Source organism: Microbulbifer pacificus, assembly GCF_033723955.1.
GTDB classification, from domain to species: Bacteria; Pseudomonadota; Gammaproteobacteria; order Pseudomonadales; family Cellvibrionaceae; genus Microbulbifer; species Microbulbifer pacificus.
Genome location: NZ_CP137555.1, coordinates 3,959,454 through 3,983,483, shown reverse-complemented (window position 1 = coordinate 3,983,483; position 24,030 = coordinate 3,959,454). Strand labels below are relative to the sequence as shown.

The 24,030-nt window shown below is 57.4% G+C and carries 18 protein-coding genes; 5 read left to right on the top strand and 13 right to left on the bottom strand.

The annotated features are described in order from the left end of the window. The first annotated feature begins 22 nt into the window (after nucleotides 1-22). Both R5R33_RS16855 and R5R33_RS16850 read left to right on the top strand, forming a co-directional pair. Nucleotides 23-1,756 (top strand): SulP family inorganic anion transporter, encoded by a 1,734-nt coding sequence (locus R5R33_RS16855; RefSeq protein ID WP_318953864.1) that lies wholly within the window; start codon nucleotides 23-25, stop codon nucleotides 1,754-1,756. A gap of 66 nt (nucleotides 1,757-1,822) precedes the next feature. Next, entirely contained in the window at nucleotides 1,823-4,081 is a 2,259-nt protein-coding gene (locus R5R33_RS16850; RefSeq protein WP_318953863.1) for an ATP-dependent helicase, read from the top strand. A 30-nt stretch (nucleotides 4,082-4,111) separates the two neighbouring features. Here R5R33_RS16850 and R5R33_RS16845 read toward each other — a convergent pair whose 3' ends face one another. The 7 genes from R5R33_RS16845 to R5R33_RS16815 form a co-directional block, all read right to left on the bottom strand. After that, the gene (locus R5R33_RS16845; RefSeq protein WP_318953862.1) at nucleotides 4,112-4,807 is read right to left on the bottom strand and encodes a DUF4919 domain-containing protein; all 696 of its coding nucleotides are present in this window, start codon (nucleotides 4,805-4,807) and stop codon (nucleotides 4,112-4,114) included. After that, nucleotides 4,788-6,059 (bottom strand): patatin-like phospholipase family protein, encoded by a 1,272-nt coding sequence (locus R5R33_RS16840; protein WP_318953861.1) that lies wholly within the window; start codon nucleotides 6,057-6,059, stop codon nucleotides 4,788-4,790. The genes R5R33_RS16845 and R5R33_RS16840 overlap by 20 nt, the downstream gene beginning before the upstream one ends. Nucleotides 6,060-6,246: 187 nt before the next feature. Continuing rightward, nucleotides 6,247-7,251 carry a YhdH/YhfP family quinone oxidoreductase gene (locus R5R33_RS16835; RefSeq protein WP_318953860.1) on the bottom strand — a complete coding sequence of 335 codons (1,005 nt, stop codon included), beginning with the start codon at nucleotides 7,249-7,251 and terminating at the stop codon, nucleotides 6,247-6,249. Nucleotides 7,252-7,292: 41 nt separating this feature from the next. After that, on the bottom strand, nucleotides 7,293-8,492 hold the full coding sequence (gene sohB / locus R5R33_RS16830) for a protease SohB (RefSeq protein WP_318953859.1): 1,200 nt from the start codon (nucleotides 8,490-8,492) through the stop codon (nucleotides 7,293-7,295). 43 nt (nucleotides 8,493-8,535) lie between these two features. After that, nucleotides 8,536-9,186 (bottom strand): cation/multidrug efflux pump, encoded by a 651-nt coding sequence (locus R5R33_RS16825; RefSeq protein WP_318953858.1) that lies wholly within the window; start codon nucleotides 9,184-9,186, stop codon nucleotides 8,536-8,538. Nucleotides 9,187-9,229: 43 nt separating this feature from the next. Further along, on the bottom strand, nucleotides 9,230-10,039 hold the full coding sequence (gene nudC / locus R5R33_RS16820; protein WP_318953857.1) for an NAD(+) diphosphatase: 810 nt from the start codon (nucleotides 10,037-10,039) through the stop codon (nucleotides 9,230-9,232). Between the two features lie 81 nt (nucleotides 10,040-10,120). Further along, complete coding sequence (locus R5R33_RS16815) at nucleotides 10,121-11,818, bottom strand: hypothetical protein (protein ID WP_318953856.1); 1,698 nt, start codon at nucleotides 11,816-11,818, stop codon at nucleotides 10,121-10,123. A gap of 345 nt (nucleotides 11,819-12,163) precedes the next feature. Between R5R33_RS16815 and nhaB the strand changes: the two genes are divergently transcribed. Beyond that, nucleotides 12,164-13,696: a sodium/proton antiporter NhaB gene (gene nhaB / locus R5R33_RS16810; RefSeq protein WP_318953855.1), complete on the top strand. Its 1,533-nt coding sequence runs from the start codon at nucleotides 12,164-12,166 to the stop codon at nucleotides 13,694-13,696. A gap of 77 nt (nucleotides 13,697-13,773) precedes the next feature. Here the strand turns inward: nhaB and dnaQ are convergent, their stop codons facing one another. From dnaQ to R5R33_RS16795, 3 genes are all read right to left on the bottom strand, one after another. Then, the gene (dnaQ, locus tag R5R33_RS16805; RefSeq protein WP_318953854.1) at nucleotides 13,774-14,499 is read right to left on the bottom strand and encodes a DNA polymerase III subunit epsilon; all 726 of its coding nucleotides are present in this window, start codon (nucleotides 14,497-14,499) and stop codon (nucleotides 13,774-13,776) included. A gap of 4 nt (nucleotides 14,500-14,503) precedes the next feature. Next, nucleotides 14,504-14,941, bottom strand: a complete 438-nt coding sequence (gene rnhA / locus R5R33_RS16800) for a ribonuclease HI (protein ID WP_318953853.1) — start codon at nucleotides 14,939-14,941, stop codon at nucleotides 14,504-14,506. Nucleotides 14,942-15,020: 79 nt separating this feature from the next. Next, nucleotides 15,021-15,743, bottom strand: coding sequence for a class I SAM-dependent methyltransferase (locus R5R33_RS16795; RefSeq protein WP_318953852.1), 723 nt, complete (start codon nucleotides 15,741-15,743; stop codon nucleotides 15,021-15,023). Between the two features lie 273 nt (nucleotides 15,744-16,016). On the opposite strand from R5R33_RS16795, the gene gloB reads away from it, so the two are divergent. Both gloB and R5R33_RS16785 read left to right on the top strand, forming a co-directional pair. After that, nucleotides 16,017-16,775 (top strand): hydroxyacylglutathione hydrolase, encoded by a 759-nt coding sequence (gene gloB, locus R5R33_RS16790; RefSeq protein WP_318953851.1) that lies wholly within the window; start codon nucleotides 16,017-16,019, stop codon nucleotides 16,773-16,775. A 156-nt stretch (nucleotides 16,776-16,931) separates the two neighbouring features. Continuing rightward, nucleotides 16,932-18,509, top strand: coding sequence for a LysM peptidoglycan-binding domain-containing protein (locus tag R5R33_RS16785; protein WP_318953850.1), 1,578 nt, complete (start codon nucleotides 16,932-16,934; stop codon nucleotides 18,507-18,509). A gap of 78 nt (nucleotides 18,510-18,587) precedes the next feature. Here R5R33_RS16785 and R5R33_RS16780 read toward each other — a convergent pair whose 3' ends face one another. The 3 genes from R5R33_RS16780 to lon form a co-directional block, all read right to left on the bottom strand. Further along, a complete protein-coding gene (locus tag R5R33_RS16780; protein ID WP_318953849.1) occupies nucleotides 18,588-20,477 on the bottom strand; it encodes a SurA N-terminal domain-containing protein in 1,890 nt (629 codons plus the stop codon). A 236-nt stretch (nucleotides 20,478-20,713) separates the two neighbouring features. Beyond that, the gene (locus R5R33_RS16775) at nucleotides 20,714-20,986 is read right to left on the bottom strand and encodes an HU family DNA-binding protein (protein ID WP_105104404.1); all 273 of its coding nucleotides are present in this window, start codon (nucleotides 20,984-20,986) and stop codon (nucleotides 20,714-20,716) included. Between the two features lie 510 nt (nucleotides 20,987-21,496). Then, nucleotides 21,497-23,902, bottom strand: a complete 2,406-nt coding sequence (gene lon / locus R5R33_RS16770) for an endopeptidase La (protein WP_318953848.1) — start codon at nucleotides 23,900-23,902, stop codon at nucleotides 21,497-21,499. Nucleotides 23,903-24,030: the final 128 nt, after the last annotated feature.

Sequence of the window (24,030 nt, the reverse complement as noted above, 5' to 3'; positions counted from 1 at the left end):
TCCGGTTTCCAATGATACTGCGATGCGGGTAAACAACCTCATACCCAACTGGCTGAAAAATTATCGCCGCCAGAACCTGCCCGCCGATCTTACCGCCGCCCTGGTATCCGGCATGTTGCTGGTTCCACAGGGGCTCGCCTATGCGCTGCTCGCAGGTCTCCCCCCGCACATCGGCCTGTACGCCAGCCTGCTCCCCCTGATCGCCTACGCCATTTTCGGTAGCAGCAGCGCCATGTCCGTCGGTCCCGCAGCGGTACTGTCGCTGATGACCCTTTCCGCACTGTCATCGCATGCCGCGGTGGGCAGCGCGGAATATATATCCGCGGCCATCATGCTCACGCTGTTGAGCGGCCTGTTTCTGTTTGCCATGGGGCTGCTCAAGCTCGGCACCCTGTCAAACCTGCTTAGTCATCCGGTGATTAGCGGCTTTATTTCCGGGGCCGCCGCGCTGATCATTGTCGGCCAGTTGCCCGCCCTGCTGGGAATCAAGGCAGATGGCGACACCGCGTCCGTCAAGTTGCTGCATGTGGTCCAGCACCTGCCCGAGGCACACTTGCCCACCATGCTGTTTGGTGTGGTCACCGCCGTATTGCTCATAGCCAGCAGGATCTGGCTGCCCATGCTGCTGTTCCGCCTCGGCGCGCCAAAGCAGATCGCGCGACTGGGGGCGAGACTGATGCCGATGTTTCTGGTGCTCTGCGCGATCGCACTGGTGCACCAGCTGGGACTGGCGGACAAATTGGATATCGTGGGTGATATCCCCGCAGGCCTGCCGCAGATCACTGTCCCCGACTTTAACTGGAATATGATTTATCGCCTGATGCTGCCGGCGCTGATTATTTCGCTACTGGGCTTTGTCGAAAGTCTGTCCATCGCCCAGGCGCTCGCCACGCGCAGAGGAGAACGTTTGAACGCCGATGGCGAGCTGCTGGGCCTCGGCGCCGCCAATATCGCCAGCGCCTTCTCCGGTGGCCTTCCGGTGGCCGGCAGCTTCTCGCGCACGGCGGTCAATGCGGAGGCCGGTGCGGCATCCCCACTGGCGGGTGTGCTATCCGCCCTGCTCATGATCCCGATACTGCTGTTTTTCACCGGCGTATTCAGCGAGCTGCCGTTGACGGTACTGGCAGCCATTATCATCGTTGCCGCCGCCGGGCTGTTTGATTTCACCGGTTTCATCCACAACTGGCGCTACGACCGCACCGATGGCCTGGCCATGCTGTTCACCTTTCTCGGTGTACTGCTCTTCGGCGTTGAGGTCGGGATTGCGCTCGGCATTGGCCTCTCCTTTGCCACGCTGATCTGGCGCAGCAGCCGGCCACATATCGCCGTGGTCGGGCGGGTACCTGGCACCGAGCATTTTCGCAACGTGCTGCGACACGACGTGGAGACGCAGAAGGAGCTTTTGTTCCTGCGCATCGACGAGAGCCTGTTTTTCAGCAATATCAGCGCGGTGGAAGATCGGCTGCTGAGCGAACTGAAAAGACATCCGGATACCCGTCACCTGGTGCTCATCCTCTCATCCGTAAGCCGTATCGACGGCACTGCGCTGGAGCGACTCCAGCAGATCAACAAGGACCTGAGGAGTCGCAACATCCATCTCCATCTTGCAGAGGTTAAAGGCCCGGTGCTCGACCGTCTGAGTCGCTCGAAACTGCTGGAACACCTCACGGGAAGGATCTTCCTGTCGTCCTACATCGCTGAGCTCGCCCTGCAAAATGAGACCAAACAGCCACCCGCTGCCGAAGGAGCCGCATAACTACTGTACCCCCGCGGCACATACTGGCAATATATCCAGTATTTTTCCCAGTAGTGCAGAGTTTCCATGTCAGGCGAAGAACCCAACCTCACGGACGAGCAGCGAGCCATAGCCAACCATCCCGGTGGTCATGCAAAAATCATCGCGGTAGCCGGCTCCGGAAAAACCACCGCACTTCTGCATTACATCCAGAATCGACTGCAAGCGGGAACCGACCCACAACGCATGCTGGTATTGATGTACAACCGCAGCGCGCGCGACGACTTCCACAATCGCCTGCAAAAACTGTGTGACCAGCAGCCTATTCCCGGGGTCCAGACTTTCCATAGTCTCGGCTACCGGCTCTATCAGCGGATGATTGCCCGCCGGCATATTTCCCCGGCCAACCTCACGCCGCTGACACAATCCGTAATCCAGCTGCAAATCTGGAAGTCCATCGAGGCCTGCGCCCCGCCCGCGGAGCTGGAGGATATTCGTGCGCGCAAGCAATCTGAAACCGAGGCCGCGGAATTTTTTATCGATTACACCAAAACCATACTCTCCGGTGACCTGAGTGCATTCCAGCAGCTCAAGTTAGGTGATGAGTACATGTATTTCCTCAAGGTGTTCCGCCACTTTGAAGACTGGCGACGCAAGCAGAATGCGGTCACCTTCGCCGACCTGATTTACGATCCCGCTATCATCTTCAGCCTGCAACCGGAAATTGCCGAGGAGTACGGCAGTTTTTACCAGGACATCCTGGTCGACGAATACCAAGACATCAACGAAATCCAGCATTTCCTGCTGCGCACGATTTACGGAAAATCCGGCAACGTGATTGCCATCGGCGACCCGGACCAGACCATTTACGAATGGCGCGGCTCGCGCCCGGAGTATCTGTTGCGCTATTTCGATGGAGACTTCCCGCCGTCCAATGTGTACCAGCTGAGCCACACCTTCCGCTACGGCCACAGCCTGTCGCTCGCCGCCAACCATTTCATTCACAACAATCGCGAGCGTGCGGATATTTTCTGTGTATCCGGCAATCCGCAAGCGGACACCCAGCTGTATCAGGTGGCCACCGCAAACGAGGGCAAGTGGCTGGTGGAACATGTGCGCCGCTGCCGGCAACAGGGAAAGCCACTGCGGGAAATCGCCGTACTGGTACGACTCTGGTCACTGGCCGCCCCACTCGAACTGGCGCTGCTGGCCAATAACATTCCCTACCGTTCCGGCAACCGCAACACGGTACTGTCGAGAAGGGAGCTGCGGCCACTATTCTGGAGCCTTAACATCGCTGCCGGACGCTTCGCTGAGCAGCCGCCGAAGCGGCGCAGCCAGGGTCTCTATGAATGGCTTACCACACCGCATATCCGCATTCCCCGTGCAACGCTGGAGCCGCTGTGCGACAAGCTCGGCCAGTACGAAAAAGAATGGGGCAAAAAACTGCTCAAGCTGATTCCGGAGTCCCTGAGCCAACCCCAGAGTAAACGACTGCGGCAGCGGGCAGAATTGTTACAGCAGATGGAAAAATGGCGCGGACAGGGCGGCGAACTGGTGCGCCGGCAACTGGCAGAGCTGGACTACCTGAGCGGAATCGGTGAAGACGCCTTCAACCGTCAGCAGGCGGAAGAAAAGCAACAGACGATCCTGGCGTTCTGCCAATACATCGATCAACTGCGACTGCCACCCAAAGAAACCCTGGCACACCTGCAGCAACTTCAGCAGCAGCACCAGAGCGCCGACAAGCCGAGTGACGAAGCTCCTGCGGATGCCATCCAGATTACCACCATGCATCAGGCCAAGGGGCTGGAGTGGGACCAGGTCATCATCCCCTCACTCACGGTACACAATATGCCGTACCAACCGCAGCGGGATTTCTCCACCCCGGCTTCCACCGAGAGCGAACGACGCCTGATGTATGTGGCGATGACACGGGCTAAAAGGCAGCTCTACCTGCTGACACCGGAAATCACCGCAGACAGCGGACAAAAGAAAACCGCCGGCACTGATCCGGACCAGAAACCGTCACTGTTCCTGGACGAGATGCACCTGTCACTCAGTAACCTGCTGGGAGACGTGCTGCGGGAAAGGCCGGGAAACATTACCACCCAGGTTCCAGTTACCCGGTTGGCACTGCGTTACCTTGCCGCGTGCGATTACAACCCGGACATCAACGCTCCCCGCGCCGCGCAGCGAAAGCCGCAGCTGGGAGAGAGCGTACTCCACCAGAAACTGGGCTACGGCCGGGTGATCAAGTGGGAGGACTCAAGGGTGGAAATACTGTTCAGCGACCGCCAGACACGCCGCTTCGAATGGGAAAAACTCGCACAGTTTTTGATGTAGCCAAAAACGTTCGCAGCATCAGGAGGAGTCTCACTCCCCCTCTGCCCCGCCACTGGCGAACTGCTGGCTCACGTTGAAAAACAGCGGATACTCTTCACCGGACTCCGGATCGCGCACCTGCATCTTGTCGTAGATGCCCTGCTTGTCGTAAACGATGGATTGATCGAGCACCTGCAGCCCCTTGAGACGAACGAAGCCGCGCAATTCGGACGTACTGATGGTCTGGAACGCACTGGCCTGGGTTTTGCCATCGCCGCTGTTTTCAATGGAGGTCATCAGGCCCTCCACCATGTAGCGATGCAGGTCTTCGCGGTCAAAATCCCCCGCCTGACCACTGCAAACCACACCGATCATATGGGCTTCCAGGCTCATATAGTTGTAGTCCAGCACCTTGTCCACGTTGCGCAGGCAGGTATCGAACTCCGACTGCTCGACGGCGCTGTAGGCTTCCGGCAGCCCCGCCAGTTTTACGCCGCCGTAGGGGTTGTATTCCGGCGATGCCACGTAGGCACGGCGCAGCCGGTCAAAATCCAGGGTAAAACTCAGTTGGTAGGCCTCTTCCAACAACTGCCGATACTCGCTCTGGCTCTGCTGGCGCAGGACGGTGTCACCCTCAAGCTTGCTCTGACTGCCACAGGCCGCCAGTGTCAGCGACAGGCCCAATCCCAGGCCGCGCGCGGAAATCAATCGCGCTAAAAACTTACATTCAGGAAGGAGAATTGCCATTGCTTGCTTCCGTAGCGGGTTTGACCCGGATTCCAAAAATATTTTTCGACTGAGTTTCCACCAGTTGTGTGCGCGGGCGCAGGAATTCGCTTAATTTGCCGCGCTCCCACATCGCATCCTGGTAACCCAACTCCATAAGTTCATCGATATAGGGTTTCTCAAACAGCAAATAACTCGCCGCGGACGCCCCGCCACCGGACGTTGTGGCACCGGTGGAGCGAAATAACCAGCGCAGCGCGGGCGGCAGGAAACGCACCTTGCGCCCGGCGATCCGGTCCAGACTCTGGCTCGGCTCAATCACTGCCGATTCCACCGCGCGCAGGGGTGCCAACTCTGCCAGCGCCTTCTGGTCGACGGACTCCAGTAATAGGTTGACCCTTTCCAGGTGCTCAAGATCCCCTTCGAGGCTGTCGATAAACGCCGCATTGAACAGCTGGCCGCCAATCTGCGCCAGCGATGGCGAGTGCTTCGCCACCTTGCGCCGTTTGCCCCAGTGCACCGGGGAACGATTGTCGGATACACCGACCACAAACACCCGGCTCGCGCCCAGATGCAATGCCGGGCTGATAGGCGCCAGCTGACGCACCGCGCCATCGCCAAAATAATCATCCCCTAGCTTCACCGCCGGAAACAGGGTGGGAATAGCCGCCGATGCCATCAGGTGTTCCACCGTGAGCTGGGTCCGCTCGCCACAGCGGCGAAAACGCCGCCACTCTTTCAATTCATCGCAGCCCTGGAAAAAACTGACGGACTCCCCCTGGTGGTACGACATGGCGTTGACGCTGACCGCCCGCAGCCGCCCCTCATCGATATTGCGCTGGATATTGGCAAAGGGAATCACCTCGTTTACCAGTTCCCGCAGCGGATCGTTATCCAGCAACGCCAGCGCCTTTTTGCGCGCCACACCGTGCGTGAACAGGGAGCGGGTGATGGTGAGGATATTCCCCGCCAGACTGGTCCAGTTACTGCGATAGATGCGATCGACGGTCAGCCCCATCCACAAGTCATAAAGCCGCGCCACCGCCTCTTTGAAGGTACCCGGATGACTCGCCAGCAACAGGGCGTTAACCGCACCGGCAGAAGTGCCACAGATGATTTTGAAGGGATTGGGTTCGCTATCTGGCGCGAGTTCCGCCAGCGCTTTCAAAACACCCACCTGATAAGCGGCACGGGCACCGCCTCCGGATAGCACCAACGCACCGGCATCGTGACCATGATGGGTATATGAGGAGGGCGGGATATGTACCGACAAAGTTTGCTACCAAATCGACAATAAGAGGGACAATTTTTCAGTGTTACATCGATTCAGGTCAATCTGTCCCGTCTGCACGTTATTCTCACCATTTAGCATAGCAGCTGAGCTTAGCAGTCGAGCCATGCCAGCGGCACCTTGATACCGGCAGCATGGGCACTGGCGCACAGTCCCAACCAAATTAGCACTATCTGGCCATGTCCACGACATAGCGCCCGATACCGTGCCCGCGGTGCAGACGCGCGAGGAACTCCGGTGCCTGCTCGAGTGAGATATCTTCCGCAATCTTTTGCAGCTGCTCACCGATGTACCATGGACCCGCCAACTTTTCCCATACCTCGGCCTTTTTGCGCAGCGGCAGTTCAACACTGTCGACCCCCAACAGGCTGATTCCGCGCAGAATGAACGGGAACACATTAGCCTGGAACTGGGCACCAGAGGCCATACCGCAGGCGGCAACTCCGCCGCCATATTTGAGGCATTTAATGACGTTGAACAGGGTTTCGCCGCCCACGGTATCCACCGCCCAGGCCCACAGCGGCTTGGCAATGGCCTTGTTGGCAAATGGCGCCAGGGTCTCACGGTCCAGTACTTTCCAGGCGCCGAGCCCGGTGAGAAATTCCGCCGACTCGAGCTTTCCCGTCACCGCCGCAACGCGAAATCCAAGCTTGGCCAATAGTGCTACGGTAATTGAACCCACACCACCGGTGGCCCCGGTGACGAGCACCTCTCCATCTTCCGGCTTGGCCCCCGCCTCGAGTAATTTTTCCACGCACAGCGCGGCGGTCATCCCGGCAGTACCGAGCACCATCGCCTCCCGCAGCGTGAGTCCCTCCGGCAGCGGTGTCACCCACTCCACCGGCACCGCAATGCGCTCCGCCAGCCCACCCGCGGTGTTCATGCCCAGATCGTAACCGGTAACCAGCACTTTCTGGCCCGGACTGAAAGTGCCGCTGGCATCGGCAATTATGCTACCGGCGGCGTCAATCCCGGGCGTGTGGGGGTAGTCACGGGTAATCGCGCGGTTGCCAAAGGCTGACAGTGCGTCCTTGTAATTCAACGATGAATGGGACACCGCAATTGTCACCGGGTTTGCCGGCAAGTCCTGCAACGGCCGCGCCACGATCGCCTGATCGTATTTTCCCGCGGCAACCTCCTCCACCCACATTGCGCGAAAGGTATTGTCAGCCATAGCGCTTCCTTGACACCTCATTGTCATTGCCTAAATGCGCCCTATTGGGCCTGGTGACGCCAGGCCGCGAGACGGGAAAACAGCCGCGCAATGGCACCCTCGATCCCGGACTGCGCAGCGAAACCGATTTTCTTGGCGATATTTTGCCGCTCTTTGTATTCCACCTGATACAGGTCCGCATTGCGCGCACGCGAAGTGAGATATTCATCGGACGTTTTCAGCTCGTCCACCAGCGCCAAATCCAGCGCGCGCTGACCAAACCACACCTCTCCGGTAGCCACCTTCACGACGTCCAGCTGTGGCCGATACTCAGACACAAAATGTTGGAACAGCGTGTGAATTTCTTCGAGATCGCTCTGGAACTTTTCCTTTCCTTCCGGGGTGTTCTCACCGAACATCGTTACGGTGCGCTTGTACTCACCGGCGGTAAACAGTTCGAAATCCACATCATTCCGCTGCAGCAAACGATGGAAATTCGGCAACTGCGCGACCACGCCAATAGAGCCGAGCATGGCAAACGGCGCAGCCAGAATGCGGTCTGCCACACAGGCCATCATATAGCCGCCGCTGGCCGCCACCTTGTCCACCACAACGGTCAGATGCACGCCGGCACTGCGCACCCGAGCCAACTGGCTCGCGGCGAGACCGTAGTTCGCCACCATACCGCCAGGACTTTCAAGGCACACCACCACCTCGTCTTTAGGCTCCGCCACCTGCAGAATTGCGGTAATTTCCTCGCGCAGATTGGTGAGCGCACTGGCCTTTATATCGCCATCAAAATGCACCACAAAGAGTCTTTTGCGGGTACCGCTTTCGTCCGCGGAAACAAGCTGAGCCCCCTCTGTTTCAACCCCGGCTTCGGCATCGGCCTCTGCCTGCTCGGGCACCTTGACTTCATGGGCACCGTTACCTGCGGCGTCGTTGTGTTTTTTCTTGCTCGCCTTGGCCTCGGCTTTCAGTTCAGCCTTGCGTTTTTTTGCCTGCGCCTTTGCCTCGGCCTTTTTGTCTTTTTCCTGCTGCTTTCGACGGTGATGGTAATCGGCATCATCCATCACCGCTTCGAGCAGAGTTTCCTTCATATCATCGTAGCGATCGTTTAGCCGGCTGACAGCGATATGTCCGGGCTGGCGATCTCGGTGGTGGGCCCGGTTGGCCACAATAATGCCGAACACCACCAGCAGAGCCACCACGATGGTGACCACCTTGGCGAGAAACAATCCGTACTCACTTAGAAATTCCACTCAACCCCCAAATTCCGATGGATACTTTGTACTTACCAGCGAATTAACGCCATTCATTCAGCGCCGACTCAGCCTGCTGATTCAGCGGGCGCGCCAGCAGCCCGGTGTGGCTGATACGCACTTCATATACGGCGCCATCCTGCATCGGCAGGAACGTCGCGCTGCCGTAAACGGCATCCACCAGCGCCACACTGTTGTCCATGCGCCGCAGCAGGCTCCACACGTCCACGCCGTGCTCGCTCTCATCCAGTGCGTGTACCGAACGCTCCTTGCTGCGCTCGTCCTGCAGTGTCAGGTAGCGGCCACTGATGCGGTCCAGGCGGTAGGCCGGTTCGATGCCCCAACGCGCCAGTGTGCCCTTCCACTTCAGCATCCGCGCGTCCAGCTGCCACTGGTCACCGTAGAGTTCAAATTCCTGGGAGATTCCATCTTCGTCGGCGAACTTGACCATGAAATGCTGGTCGCCGAGACGCTCGAAAGACACCGTACCCACGCTATGCTCATTGGCCAGATTGCGGTAGCTATAGACGTCCAGTGCGACCAGAACGATCAGCAGTGCCCCCGCCAAAAATAATAAGCCAACCGTGCCGCGGAGAAATCCCAGCAGCCAATTGCCCCTTAGCAGGACCTTGCCGCCCCAGAACACCAGCAACAACGCGACAAATGCAATAACAAAGGTAATGGCGATATACATTTTTATGGCCTCAGATTTGAGTCGGCGCAATCTGGCGCTGCGCTCACTCCATCCCGATGAATGTTCTTATCAATTGACCAGACAGGGTTTCCGCCGGCGGTATCGCCTCGGGAACCTCGCTGCGGTGGAACCAGCGTGCTTCCATAATCTCTTCCCGGTCTGGTGTCAGGATACCGCCGCGAGCTTCCACCAGATACCCGATCATTAATTGACCGGGAAATGGCCATGACTGGGTACCCACATAGCGGATATTGCCCACCTCGAGCCCGACCTCTTCATACGCCTCCCGGGCCACTGCCTGTTCGGCATTTTCCCCCGGTTCAATAAAACCGGCCAGCGCGGTGTACAGGGAATGGCGGTGATGGGTGTGGCGCGCCAGCAGGCATTCATCACCACGGGTGACCAGCATGATGACACAGGGAGAAATACGCGGGTATACCGCGAGATTACAGGAATTACAGACCCGCGCGCGATCCTGCGGATGGTACTCGGTGCGCAATCCGCAGCGTCCACAATGCTGGTGATCGAGATCCCAGTTGACCACCTGCATGGCGCGCCCGACGAGAAAAAACAGTGGTTCCTCCACCGCCCCGAGCAAACTGCGCAGGCCGCGCCACTCGCACCCGGGAAGATCAACGCGAATTGGCAAATGGTGGACACCGCAGGGCTTGCCGCCCCACTCGCCCAGATAATGGCTGGTCAACTGGGCGTCACACGCTCCGGTTTGCCAAAGCGGCGGCGCCTGGTGCAGGGGCCCCTCGCTGGTGCACAGTATTTCTCCGTGCGATACCACAATATGCCAGTGAAACAGCGGGTGCGGCAGCACCCGTGTGGCGGGAATGAAATCTGTCATAGGACTAATTTACGGGCCATGAATTGCACACCTTGAGCCGCTCCCCTGGAAGCGGCACCAAGACTGCACCAAGGGGCGCGCTCAGGCAACCTCAACCGGATAGCCGAGGGCCTCCAGGCTCTCTACCGCGAGATCCAGGGATTTCATGTCCGCCTGGCGGTGCATTTTCACCTCGCCTAGATAGTACTCGAGGCTGATGATCGCGTCCGCGAAGATTTCCAGCGACTGCTCCACCGCAGGTGCGACGGTTTTCTGGTCGATCACGGCATCGACGAAATCCACCAGACGCGCCATCACCGCCGCCGCGCGGCTGAGGCTCAGCACGACCAGGCCACCGCGCACACTGTTTAACGTGGTGGAAACATTGCGTATATGGCCGTGGTCAAACCCAGAATCCGCATAGGCGGCCAGCGCGCGCTTAATCAACGAAAGTCCGGCTTCAGCCTCCTTCAACACCGCGAGTTCCGCCTCTGCCAGCTGGCTTCGCTCCAGCACAATGTCGGCATGGCCGGATTCGTCCAGCTCGATGGTCGCCGTCTGGCGCAGCGCGCGAATGGTACTGTCGACAGCAAGAATCTGGTTGGTCAGCTGCTGCAGTGCGTTGTCGGCGGCGCGGCCACCGGCTGCGGCGCATGTCTGGTAGGCGGTCAGAGAACCGTTCAGATTCTCGCCAATGCGGCGAAAATTGAGCAGGATCAGGGTATTGGCAATTCGGCGCAGGGTTTCGACCAGGCCACCCTCTTCACCCAGAGCGCTGACACCAATGACCTCGGCATCATCGAGCATGCGGCGCACCCCGGAGAGCTCTTCGTCCAACGCATTGGCAACCGCCGCAATTGCAGTGGCACCAGGTCCGCCGAGACTCGCACGGTCGCGCTCGAGTTCAGGCTCCCGGTAGGCAAGCGGACGTATGCCGAAAACCTGCAGAAGCTTTTCGCCCTGCCCGGATGGGCCGGCCAGAGCCAACCAGTAGAGGCACTCTTTTACCAATACCGGCGGCGCAGGCTGATCCAGCGCCACGTCACCATCGCGGCAGATATTGCGCAGTCGGCGATCCAGCATACTGAAAACCATCACTCGCTGGCGGTTGACCAGCAACTCGCGGCTGGCCATTGCGCCGATGGCAGCGCCGGCAACGGACCACAATTTGCCATTTGGGCGACCGGCACAAACACTGGCGATACGCTGTATGGCGCGAGCCATCATGGTATAGGCCGGTGCCCGCGGCTTGCCCTTCAGCAACGCCAGTAACCCCACCTGGTACATATGGCGGAAACGACGGACAAAACTCTTGAGATCCTCCGACATGACCGCAGACGACACGGCTCCCGGCACTGTGGCATCGAGCCGGCAGCGCAGGAAGTGGCTTTCCGGCACCGGCGCCTGGGCGCGGGCCAGGCGGAGGCTATTGATATAGGGAACCAGAAGTTCGGGGCGGGGAGTGCCCCGATTCTGAACAAAATCCAGGTAGCGGGTCAGCACATAGAACGCGGTACCCACGCCTTCCAACAATTCCATGGGCGATTGCTGGCGGTCCTGTAACAGATCCGTCATCGCCGTCAGCATTTCCTGAGCCAGCAGTTCCGCCGCGTTCAGCTGCACCATCTGCAGCACTCCGGCAACCTGGCGCAACGCCTGGATACACTGTTCCAGTGACTGTTTGTTGCGATAATCAGCCGCGAACTGGTCCAGGTAGCCGGTGGCCCCCTCAATACTCGTGACCAATTCTTCCTTGACCAGACTGATGGATGTCAGGTTGATTTCGCGCAATTCACTCATTGCCAGCACCACTGCAATTGTCTTTATAGTTTTACCGGCCCGGGCAGATGGAATGGTTCCGCACTACCAGACACGACACAATTTTCACAATTTGAACTTCCGAACCCGACTGCACCTGCCCTGTGGCATAGTGTCAGGTCCCCTGATCACAGGGCAATTTATACCAAACCGAACAAGAGTCCACCTTTAAACCGTCAATTTCCACCGAACAATCGACAAAACGTTCCCCCAACCCTTTGAACTGGTAAAACCAATTGAATTTTCCGCCGGAAGTGGGTAGGTTTTCGATCGACCTCCCAGCAGTATCGGGACGGGTTCACAGAGATCTAAGGAAGTTGTTAAAAAATGAACGCCCTCAATGACTCGATACCCCGAGCTAGCGGTGGACTGAGCCGCGCCTTCAGCGAAAATTTTCTCGGCGAGGCACCTGACTGGTACAAGCTGACCATAGCCCTATTCCTGATTATCAATCCAATTCTGCTGCACACCACCTCCCCGTTCTTTACCGGATGGGTGCTGATCGGCGAGTTCATCTTCACTCTCGCCATGGCGCTGAAGTGCTACCCACTGCAGCCGGGCGGGTTACTGGCCATTGAGGCGGTACTGTTGGGCATGACCAGCAGCGACTCCGTGTTTCGCGAAGTTACCGACAACATTCAGGTCATTTTGCTGTTGATGTTCATGGTCGCAGGCATCTACTTCATGAAGAGCCTGCTGCTATATGTTTTCACCAAGCTGCTGATCAACGTGCGCTCAAAAACAACGCTATCGCTGCTTTTCTGCGGTGTATCCGCAGTTCTCTCGGCATTCCTCGACGCGCTGACCGTAACCGCGGTATTGATCAGCGTGGCCGTCGGCTTTTACGCGGTGTACCACAAGGTCGCCTCCAATCGCCAGGCACAACCGGATCACGATCACTCCCACGATGATGAAGTGGTGGAATACCACCGTTCGGATCTCGACCAGTTCCGCGCGTTCCTGCGCAGCCTCATCATGCACGGTGCCGTGGGCACGGCGCTCGGGGGCGTCTGCACCCTGGTGGGAGAGCCGCAAAACCTGCTGATTGCAGAAAAAGCTGGCTGGAACTTTGCGCACTTCTTTTTCAGCATGGCTCCGGTAACCATGCCCGCTCTAGCAGCGGGTCTGATCACCTGTGTTTTACTCGAAAAATTTAAAATGTTCGGTTACGGCGCGCGACTACCCGATACCGTCCGCGAAGTACTGGCAAACTTTGCTGCTGAACAGGAACAGAAACGCACCCAGCGCGATGCCGTAGAGCTCTGGGTCCAGGGAATCGTGGCCGTGATTCTGGTGCTGTCACTCGCTTTTCACGTGGCGGAAGTCGGCGTTATTGGTCTGATGATCATTGTGCTACTGACAGCGTTCAATGGCGTCATCCAGGAAGCCCGTATCGGTCACGCCTTCGAAGAGGCACTGCCATTTACTGCACTACTGGTGGTATTTTTTGCCATCGTTGCGGTGATTCACGAACAACACCTGTTTGAACCCATCACCCATTTCGTACTTAGCCTGGAACCGGAGCAGCAACCGGGCATGCTGTTCCTGGCCAACGGCATTCTCTCCATGATCAGTGACAATGTGTTCGTTGCCACCGTGTACATCAATGAAGTCAAGACGGCGCTGACCGCCGGCGACATCACCCGCGAACACTTCGACAAACTGGCCGTCGCAATCAACACCGGCACCAACCTGCCGAGCGTAGCTACCCCCAATGGACAGGCGGCGTTTCTGTTTCTGTTGACATCCGCACTGGCACCACTGATCCGCCTCTCTTACGGCCGTATGGTCATGATGGCTCTCCCCTACACCATCGTACTGACGATGGTAGCGTTGGTGTGCGTGGTATATGTACTCTAGGGTGAGATTACAAACCACATAAACACAAAAGGGGCCAATGGCCCCTTTTGTGTTTATGTGGTTCTTCCCAGTCTCGATTACCAGAAGTGCTTGCCCGCGGACTTTTCCAGCAATCCGAGAAACTCCTGATGCGCTGCCTGCTCTTCTGCACTCGCGCGCACAACGGCAAGCGCTGCCCGATCCGCACTCAGGCGACGAATCGTACCGGCATCCAATTGCTGCGTTTGCTTATTTTCTTCCTGATCACCGCCATTGTCCGCTCCGGCCAATGCCAGATCTGTCTGGCCGCCGGTCATGATCAGATAGACGTCGGCTAGGATCTCGGCATCGAGCAGTGCCCCGTGCAGGTCCCGCTGAGAGTTGTCGACAAAATAGCGCTTACACAGAGCATCCAGGTTATTTTTCTGCCCCGGGTGCTTCTCCCGCGCCATCGCCAGCGTATCCAGCACACCACAGTGCGCAGCAACACTCTGCCAGCGGGGGTTGCCCAGACGTTTGAGCTCGGCGTTGATAAACCCCACATCGAAGGGCGCGTTGTGGATCACCAGCTCTGCGCCATCACAGAAGGCCATGAATTCATCGGCAATCTGGGCAAAGACCGGCTTGTCGACGAGAAATTCGTTGGTAATACCGTGCACTTCGATGGCCCCGTCGTCCACCTGGCGCTCGGGGTTGATGTACTGATGATAGTGGCGGCCGGTGAGTTTGCGATTGACCAGCTCCACGCAGCCAATTTCGATAATCCGGTGACCGGACTTCGGATCCAGGCCCGTTGTTTCGGTATCCAGTACGATCTGGCGCATGTGATTATCCCCCCAGCTGATCAATTCCGCGGTTCGCAAGCGCGTCCGCACGTTCGTTTCCCGGATCACCGGCATGGCCTTTAACCCAGTGCCAGCGCACCTCGTGATGGCCGATCGCGGCATCCAGCTCCTGCCAGAGGTCGGCATTTTTAACCGGCTTTTTATTCGCTGTTTTCCAACCGTTTCGCTTCCAGTTATTGATCCAGCCGGTGATACCCTGGCGCACATACTGGGAATCGGTATGCAAATCCACCTCGCAGCGCTGGTTGAGCGCACTCAACGCCTTGATGGCGGCCAGGAGTTCCATACGGTTATTGGTGGTGAGGGCTTCCCCTCCGCACAACTCTTTTTCGGCACTGCCGCTCATCAGCAGCGCACCCCACCCTCCCGGGCCGGGATTTCCACGGCAGGCGCCATCGGTGTAAATGGTAACTTGTTTCAAACCGGGCTCTTTTTGTTGGACTCGTTGTTCGACACATGATCGAACTGAAATTCTGGTCTGCGCAGCCAGGAAATCACGGCTAGCGCTTGTGGTGACGATCCCTGGCGGCAACCCGTGGGCTGCTGGGCACGGCCCGCAACGCAGGCTTTTTCTCTCCGCGCCAGTCAATTTTGATGGTGCGCATTCGAGCGACTTCTTTGCGCGCGACTATGATGTAAAACCCACCCCAGGGCAAGTGGCAGCGGCTTCCCATCCGCTCCATCCACACGGTTCTGGCCAGCAAGTCAGACTGCTGTAGCGGCAGACGGAAGAAACCGCGCTCGACAGGTCCAGCCTGAAGATCAAGCAGGTTCATCCAGTCTTCAATCCGCGCCGCGCGCAACTGATTGCCCCGCTGATAGGGGCTGGATGAGCGAAAAATCCGCGAAAGCCCCAGCAGTGAAAACGGATTAAATCCGATCAACACCATATGGCCACCGGGTATCATCACCCGTGCCGCCTCCCGCAGCACCTGGTGGGGGTGTGGCGAGAAATCCAGCAGATGGTGCAGGATCACCACATCGATAGACTCCGAAGGTAGCGGCAGCTGTTCGAATTCTACCAATGCCGCGCCACCAGCGCCCTCGCAGGGACTCAGGCGAAACCGATGATTGATCCTGCTACATGCCGCGAAATCCACCTGCTTCGCCACACTCGCCTGCATAAGGTGGTACCCGAACAACCCCTCCACCAAAGGCTGGGCAAGCGCTAACTGCTGAGTCAGGATTTCCTGCCCCAGCCCGGACTGAAACCACGCGCTCAAATCGGGACAGGACTCCGCCAGCGGCGGAAGCTGATTATCCCTACGCGAAAACAGGGCTTTTCGATCCGAACTCCACCCCATCTGCCACTCCTTTAACTGTTGGATCATCGTCGGATTTTTTACATTGCATCCAGACGCCCGCCACCACTGCCGCCGTGACCGCACCTTGCTGAATCGGCAGTCAGCCTCTGTGCCGCCGACATGTGTTAACTTTGCGAGAAATACCTGTATCAAGCATGTCGAGAAACATACCAAGGTTAGCGGGGACCGCCAATGATCACAATCCGCCCGATTCCGGCCTTCAATGACAACTATATCTGGCATCTTCAATCTGAAGATCAACACTGGGTAGTCGACCCGGGCGATGCAGGCCCAGTATTCAAGGCCCTGGGAAACAGCAAGCTAGCCGGCATACTATTGACTCACCATCACCCTGATCATACCGGTGGCGTTCCGGCCCTGGTGCAGGCCTACGATTGCCCGGTTTACGGGCCGGCAACCATCGCCCAGGTTACCCACCCGCTGACCGATGGCGACCAGCTGTCCCTAATGGACCACCAATGGGAGGTAATGGCCGTACCGGGACACACCCTCGACCACATTGCACTGGTGCTGCACACCGATGAGGGGCAGCACCTGTTCTGCGGGGACACCCTGTTTGCTGCCGGTTGTGGTCGCCTGTTCGAGGGCACTCCCGAGCAGATGTTTCAGTCACTTACCCACCTCGCCGAGCTGCCTGCCGACACCCGGGTCTACTGCGCTCACGAATACACCCTGTCCAACCTGAAATTCGCACTGGCGGCGGAACCCGGGAATCCCGCGATAGAGGCGCGCATGGCATCCGCCAGCCGGATACGCGCCGAAAATCACCCCACCCTGCCTTCAACCATCGGCATCGAACTCGCCACAAACCCCTTTTTGCGCACCGAATCCCCGGTAATCCGGGCTCAGGCCCGCAGCCAAGGGGCCTCGACAAATGGATCTCCTGTCGAAATTTTCGCCACTTTACGCCGATGGAAGGACACTTTTTGAGCAAGTTGCATTGACCGGAACCAAAGTCTCTCTTTAGAATCAGACCACTACAAACCTGAGCTCAAGCGTATTACTCGAAAATAGAGGCCACAGGCGTCCGCACCGGGCACCGCCAAGCTTAGAGCAACAAGATAACGACAAACTGCGGACACCAGAATGGTTTATAAGAAATTAGCCGCTGCGATTCTCGCAGCGACTGTGGGGGCCTGTGCGCAAATTGATTCCGCGCCGCAAGCTACAGATACCGCTACTCAACTCGACCCCAACAGCAGCACCGCGAAAGCCGCAAAAGTGCGCAGCATCAGCCAGAACATACTGGATACCTCAGAAGCTGCGCTTCCGCCCACGGACATATGGCAAAGACTGCGCCAGGGATTCACCCTCGACCGACAGCTGCAGCGCCCCAAAGTCCGGGAATACGTCGACTATTTTTCCACCAACCAGGGCTACATGGCCAAGGTTACCGAACGCTCCCGCCGCTACATCTTCCACGTCGCGGAACAACTGGAGCAGGCCAACATTCCAATGGAATTTGCCCTGCTGCCCATTGTCGAGAGCGCCTACGACCCCTTTGCCTACTCCCATGCGCAGGCTTCCGGCATGTGGCAGTTCATTCCGGCAACCGGCCGTTCCTTTGGCCTCAATCAGAACTGGTGGTACGACGGGCGCCGGGATGTGGTTGAATCAACCCGTGCTGCCTCAGAGTACTTCAACTATCTGGCGGCCAAGTTTGACGGTGACTGGTTGCTGGTACTCGCGGCCTACAATGCCGGTGAGGGCACCGTAAGAAGGGCGATCGAGCGCAATCAGCGCAATGGCAAAGGCACCAGCTTCTGGGACCTCAAATTACCACGAGAAACCCGCAGTTACGTTCCGCAGCTACTGGCGCTGGCCGAAATCGTTTCCTCCCCCGAGCGCTATCAGGTACCGCTGCACGAAGTGGGCAACAGCCCCTACTACACGGCCGTGAACGTCGGCAGCCAGATCGACCTGGCCCAGGCCGCCGAGCTGGCCAGCGTGGAAATTGAAGAACTGTACCTGCTCAACCCCGGCTATAGCCGCTGGGCGACCGACCCCGAAGGCGATCATCGCCTGCTGATCCCCAGTGATAAAAGCGCACACTTCCTCGAGGCATTGGACAAACTGCCAACCGATCAGCGGGTTACCTGGCAGCGCTACCGGGTTGCACGCGGAGACACCCTTTCCGTGATCGCCCGTCGCTATGAAACCACCGTTGCCGCGATACAGCAGACCAACAAACTGCGCAACAGCGGTATTCGCGCCGGTCAGACCCTGTTGATCCCCAGTGCATCGGGGCCCGGTACGCAGTACGCCTACTCCATTGACCAGCGGGTTCAGCGCCGCCAGTCCTCCGGAAACGGCCAGAAAACCAACTACACCGTACGCCCGGGAGACACGCTCTGGGGAATCGCCCGCTCCATGAGTGTCAAGGTACGAGAGCTCGCCAGCTGGAATAACATGGCACCGGGTGACACCCTGCGCCCCGGGCAGACCCTGGTCGCCTACAGCGATAGCGGCAACAGCGACACCCAGAGCCGCACTACCCGCAAGGTTTCCTACAAGGTGCGCAATGGCGACTCCCTCTACCGTATCGCGCGCAAGTTCAGTATCGATATCAGCGATATCGTTCGCTGGAACAAGCTCAGCAAGAATGGCTATCTGCAACCCGGGCAGCGCCTGACACTGTTCGTGGACACAGCTGCCAGCGGCTGACCAGGCATAAAAAAACCGGCGATATTCGCCGGTTTTTTTATGCCTGGAGTTCAGGGGTCGCCAGACCCCCAACTCTCGTTACTGGCCGCCAGAAATTTCAATATCCGCCTTACTCGCCAGATACTTCTGCACTGCCGCCAGCTCAGACTCACCCTGCATGGATGCCAACTGCTGCATCAGCGCGTCCCGCTGTTCCTTGCCCTGGCGAGAAAGGTCTCCCGGACGTACCGCACGCAACTGTGCAACCACCACATCACCGCTCGCCAGTTTGAAGTGCGCCAGTTTTTTGGCACCGGCTTTCGGCGCTTCCATTCCAAACACCTGGTCAACCACCTCAGCGCGCGCACCAAAGCCGCCACGGCGGGTGTTGTCAGTGGTTTCCAGTGTCAGCCCTTCAGCTGTGGCAATGTCGGACAGTGCTTCACCGGAAGCCGCCTGTTGCTCGATGGCCTCCGCTTTACCCGCCAACTGCTCGCCCGCCTTTTCACGCTTCAGAAGTTCGGCGATTTCCACCTTCACTTCATCCAGCGGTTTCACACCCGCGGGCTTGTGCTCAACGACCTTCAGTACCAGGGAGTGGTTATCTGAAAGATTGAGGACATCGGAGGTATTACCATCCTGCATCACCTCTGGAGAGAATGCAGCCGCAAGCACCTTGCCATCCGCGGTGATACCAGGACCACCCTGACGGGAAAACAATGGGGATTTCTGTACGGATACACCCAGCTCTTCCGCCGGCTCTGCAAGAGAAGGCGCGTTGTAGGCAAGATCACCGAGGCGACTAATCGCATCGACAAACTCACGCTCAGCCTCTGCGCTGCGCAGACGAGCGGCAATAGCGGCTTTACGTTCCTCAAATGTCGGCGGCTCGGCATCTGCAATTTCAATCAACTTGATGAAGTGAGTACCATCGTCGGTTTTCACCGGACCGGAAACCTGGCCAACTTGCAGGTTCGCCAACGCCTCTTCGAACGACTCAGGGAACACATCGCCGCTGGTAAAGCCCAGATCACCACCCTCTTCGCGGGAAATGATGTCATCGGAGTACTCTTTGGCTAGTGCCGCGAAATCACCGCTTTGGTTGAGCTTGCCCTGAACTTCAGCAACTTTTTTCTGTGCCGCTTCGTCATTGCCCTCGATGAGGATGTGTGCGGCATGACGACGGATACTTGCCTGGAAGTTTTTCACTTCCTGATCGTACTGGGCACGTACGTCTTCATCGGAAATATCAATATTGCCGGCGAACAGCTCTGGAGTCAGTTCGATATATTCTATGGCCACCTGTTCGGGACGCTGGTAGTCCTGCTGGTGTTCGTCGTAATACGACTGGATCTCTTCATCAGCGACCTGGATATTTTCCAGGAGCGGCGCAGCAGGAAGAGTCACGTAATCGAAGTCGCGCTCCTCCATGGAAACCGCAACCACCTTTTCGGCACCCGGTCGGGTCGCAAAGGCGCTGTCAGAAATACTGCCAGCGAACTGCTGCATGACCATTTCCTGTTCCAGCAGCTGACGGAAACCAGCGGGGCTGTATCCCATACGACGCAGCCCGTCGCGGAACATCTGCAGATCGAACTGGCCGTTCACCTGAAAACCAGGCATCTGTACGATTTCTTTATCAACCGCACCAGTGCTCATCACCATGCCACTTTTCTGCGCCGCCTGGCGCATCACCGCAGAACTGACCAACTGCTGCAACACCGGGCCACGGAGCTGCTCGTCGGTCAACAGGTCGGCAGGTACGCTTTCGCCGTACTGGCTTTCAATCATGTTGCGGCGATTCTGGATCGCTCTCAGCAGATCCTGATTGGAAATTTTTTCGCCATTTACTTCGGCCGCCCTATTGGCCGAATCACCACCGGCGCCGGTGAAAAAATCAATCCCACCGATCACCATAATAAATCCGAACAACGCTGCAACGATTACGGCAGCCGTTCCTTTCAGGTTGTCACGCATGGACTGAAGCATATTCAGCTCCGAATTTAACTCTTATCTGTACACAATTGGATCACTGTTTATTGTTATTCCAACGAGCAATTCCCCGGGGCATACAGTGCCGAAATGGCTGCCTCGAAAAGAAATTATCACACTCGCTGAATCCGGCCTAAATCCGTGGATCCAAATGAAAAATTCAATGACTCAGAAACAAAAAAGGCGCATCCAATTGATACGCCTCTTTGAAGCATTGTGTATTACAAGGCTTCTTATTGCACCGCGTCTTTCAAAGCTTTGCCGGCTTTGAAGTTCGGGATTTTTGCAGCGGCGATTTCGATGGGGTCGCCGGTGCGCGGATTGCGGCCAGTACGCGCGGCGCGCTCTTTGACAGCAAAAGTGCCAAAGCCAACCAGTGCTACCTGATCACCTTTTTTCAGTGCGTCGGTAATGCTTTCTACCATGGCGTCCAGAGCACGACCAGCAGCTGCCTTAGGAATGTCGGCAGATGCGGCGATGGCTTCAATCAGTTCGGACTTATTCACGCTATATCCCTCTGTTCTTTTCTAGGTCTAGGTTTAGGTTTCTAGGTGTGTATGTTTGGTCTGTTGCTGCCTCTAATTGGTGAGGCGCATTCACGCAATTTTGCAGTCGAATTTTATTCGCCTGCGGCTCCCCCGCAGCGCAACAAGCCACGTTTTATACCAACTGCCTGTTGGTGGGTCAAGGAACCACGCGGCTTTGCGGGGAGTTGGACATTTTTAAATCACACCTGTTCAGGCAATGTCCGCCGAGTTCATTTTTTAGCCTGCACTCGCGCAGGCTGCGTACTCTACGCGACTTCTATCTCCCTGTTCAACGGTTTTTTATCCGAGGCACAAATAAAAGATCGGCGCCAGATAAATAAGGCCGAGATCGATAGAAATCGACTCCATATCGATGAAATATGACCACCAGCGCCACGAAAAAGCTCAAAAAACACACACAAAAAGAGGGCCCGAAAGCCCTCCAGGTTTTACCGGCAATGATTCAGATGTCTGTCAGGCAGGCACCATTCAGTGCGTCTGGATTGAACGCTGGGAGCGCTCTTCTGCCTGCTTCTGCAAAGCGGAATACTCTTCATCGCTCAGCGGGCTTGGCATTTTTTCCAGCGCGTATTCGAAGACCTGATCTATCCATTTCACCGGTTTGATCACGAGATCCTGCTGGATGTTATCTGGGATATCTTTCAGGTCGCGCTCATTGTCCGCAGGAATCAGTACAGTCTTGATACCCCCGCGATGAGCCGCCAGCAGTTTTTCTTTGAGACCGCCAATACGCAGTACTTCGCCACGCAGGGTAATCTCACCAGTCATGGCCACGTCTGCGCGCACCGGGATATTGGTCAACACGGAAGCGAGCACCGTGCACATGGCAATACCCGCTGACGGGCCATCTTTCGGTGTCGCCCCTTCAGGGACGTGAATATGAATATCCCGGGTTTCATGGAAGTCCGGCGCAACGCCCAATGCCTGGGCACGGGCACGCACCACAGTCAACGCAGCCTGAATGGACTCCTGCATCACATCGCCAAGAGAACCGGTTTTGATCACTCGGCCTTTGCCGGCGACGGCGGACGCTTCAATGGTGAGGAGCTCTCCTCCCACTTCGGTCCACGCAAGCCCGGTTACCTGACCGATCTTGTTTTCTGCTTCCGCACGACCATAGTCAAACTTGCGCACACCAAGCAATTCTTCCAATTGCTCGGACTTAACCACTACCTTGCTGGTGGTTCCCTTGCGCACATGTTCGGTCACTACTTTACGGCAGATTTTTGCCATTTCACGATCGAGTCCACGCACGCCTGCCTCGCGGGTGTAATAGCGAACCACGTCTCGCACGGCTTCGTCGGTGACTTCCAGCTCTTCGGCTTTAAGACCTGCCGCATTGCGCTGCTTGGGGATCAGGTAGCGCTGGGCAATGTTCAGCTTTTCATCCTCGGTGTATCCGGGAATACGGATGACCTCCATACGATCCAGCAGCGGCCCTGGAATATTCATGGAGTTGGACGTACACACGAACATTACATCGGAAAGGTCGTAATCCACTTCCAGATAGTGGTCGTTGAACGACTTGTTCTGCTCAGGGTCAAGTACCTCCAGCAGCGCCGAAGCTGGATCACCGCGGTGGTCCATACCCATCTTGTCCACTTCATCCAGCAGGAACAGTGGGTTCTTCACTCCCACCTTGGCGATTTTCTGCACCAGTTTTCCGGGAAGCGAACCGATATAGGTCCGGCGATGGCCGCGAATTTCCGCTTCATCTCGCACGCCACCGAGCGCCATACGCACATATTTGCGATTGGTGGCACGGGCAATGGATTCCCCGAGAGAAGTTTTACCCACACCGGGAGGTCCGACCAGGCAGAGGATCGGTCCTTTGACTTTCTTGACACGCTTCTGAACCGCGAGGTACTCGAGGATTCGCTCCTTGACCTCTTCCAGACCGTAGTGATCCTTGTTCAGAATCTCTTCCGCCTTGACCAGGTCGTGGCGCACCCGACTGGCCTTTTTCCACGGCACGCTGAGCATCCAGTCGATATAGCTGCGCAGTACTGATGCCTCGGCGGACATCGGCGACATCATTTTCAGTTTGCCCAATTCCGCGCGGGTCTTTTTTTCTGCTTCTGCAGACATGCCGGAATCGGCGATCTTTCTTTCCAGCTCTTCGACTTCGTTGGGCTCTTCGGTGATTTCGCCCAACTCTTTCTGAATCGCCTTCATCTGTTCGTTCAGGTAATACTCGCGCTGGCTTTTCTCCATCTGCTTTTTCACACGCCCGCGGATGCGCTTTTCGACCTGAATCAGATCGATCTCCGAATCCATCAGACCCAGCAGGTGCTCAAGGCGCTGTTTGACGCTGATGGTCTCCAGCAACTCCTGCTTTTGCGGCAGATCCAGCGACATGTGTGCCGCGATCGTATCGGCGAGACGTCCAGGCTCATCAATACCCGACAGTGAAGTCATGACCTCGTTGGGCACTTTCTTGCTGACGGTGACATACTGCTCGAACTGGGACATGGCGGAACGCACCAGCGCTTCCGCCTCTGCTTCCGGCAGCTCTTCGGATTCAAGCGGTGAAACCGTAGCGCGATAGTGTCCCTCGCCTTCAACGATTTCCTCCACCTTGACCCGGTGCCCGCCCTCTACCAGCACTTTTACGGTGCCGTCCGGGAGCTTCAACAGCTGCAGTACACTGGCCACGGTCCCCACTCGATACACATCGTCGGCACCCGGATCATCTTCCGAAGCCTGGCGCTGCGCGACCAGTAACACCTGCTTATCACTGCGCATGGCCTGTTCCAGCGCATCAATGGACTTCTCCCGACCCACAAACAGCGGAATCACCATATGTGGATAGACCACAACGTCGCGAAGCGGTAACAAGGGATATTCGTTCAAGTTCTCGGATGGCTGGTCCATATAACTCCTCTCGGCCTAGGGGTGACTTCTGGCCACCCCAATTTGGCGACTTATCCATCACCGGGCAGTGTGACTGCGGATCCCGGTTGAGCGCCAGTCAGATTCCTAAGTTGGGGGCGCCCCCCAGA

Excerpts from the sequence above, each read along its gene's own strand:
- nudC (WP_318953857.1), bottom strand. The coding sequence starts at position 10,039 with ATGACAGATTTCATTCCCGCCACACGGGTGCTGCCGCACCCGCTGTTT.
- lon (WP_318953848.1), bottom strand. The coding sequence starts at position 23,902 with ATGGACCAGCCATCCGAGAACTTGAACGAATATCCCTTGTTACCGCTT.
- R5R33_RS16835 (WP_318953860.1), bottom strand. The coding sequence starts at position 7,251 with ATGGCTGACAATACCTTTCGCGCAATGTGGGTGGAGGAGGTTGCCGCG.
- R5R33_RS16815 (WP_318953856.1), bottom strand. The coding sequence starts at position 11,818 with ATGAGTGAATTGCGCGAAATCAACCTGACATCCATCAGTCTGGTCAAG.
- R5R33_RS16850 (WP_318953863.1), top strand. The coding sequence starts at position 1,823 with ATGTCAGGCGAAGAACCCAACCTCACGGACGAGCAGCGAGCCATAGCC.
- R5R33_RS16780 (WP_318953849.1), bottom strand. The coding sequence starts at position 20,477 with ATGCTTCAGTCCATGCGTGACAACCTGAAAGGAACGGCTGCCGTAATC.
- R5R33_RS16825 (WP_318953858.1), bottom strand. The coding sequence starts at position 9,186 with ATGTATATCGCCATTACCTTTGTTATTGCATTTGTCGCGTTGTTGCTG.
- R5R33_RS16785 (WP_318953850.1), top strand. The coding sequence starts at position 16,932 with ATGGTTTATAAGAAATTAGCCGCTGCGATTCTCGCAGCGACTGTGGGG.
- R5R33_RS16855 (WP_318953864.1), top strand. The coding sequence starts at position 23 with ATGCGGGTAAACAACCTCATACCCAACTGGCTGAAAAATTATCGCCGC.
- R5R33_RS16845 (WP_318953862.1), bottom strand. The coding sequence starts at position 4,807 with ATGGCAATTCTCCTTCCTGAATGTAAGTTTTTAGCGCGATTGATTTCC.
- gloB (WP_318953851.1), top strand. The coding sequence starts at position 16,017 with ATGATCACAATCCGCCCGATTCCGGCCTTCAATGACAACTATATCTGG.
- nhaB (WP_318953855.1), top strand. The coding sequence starts at position 12,164 with ATGAACGCCCTCAATGACTCGATACCCCGAGCTAGCGGTGGACTGAGC.
- dnaQ (WP_318953854.1), bottom strand. The coding sequence starts at position 14,499 with ATGCGCCAGATCGTACTGGATACCGAAACAACGGGCCTGGATCCGAAG.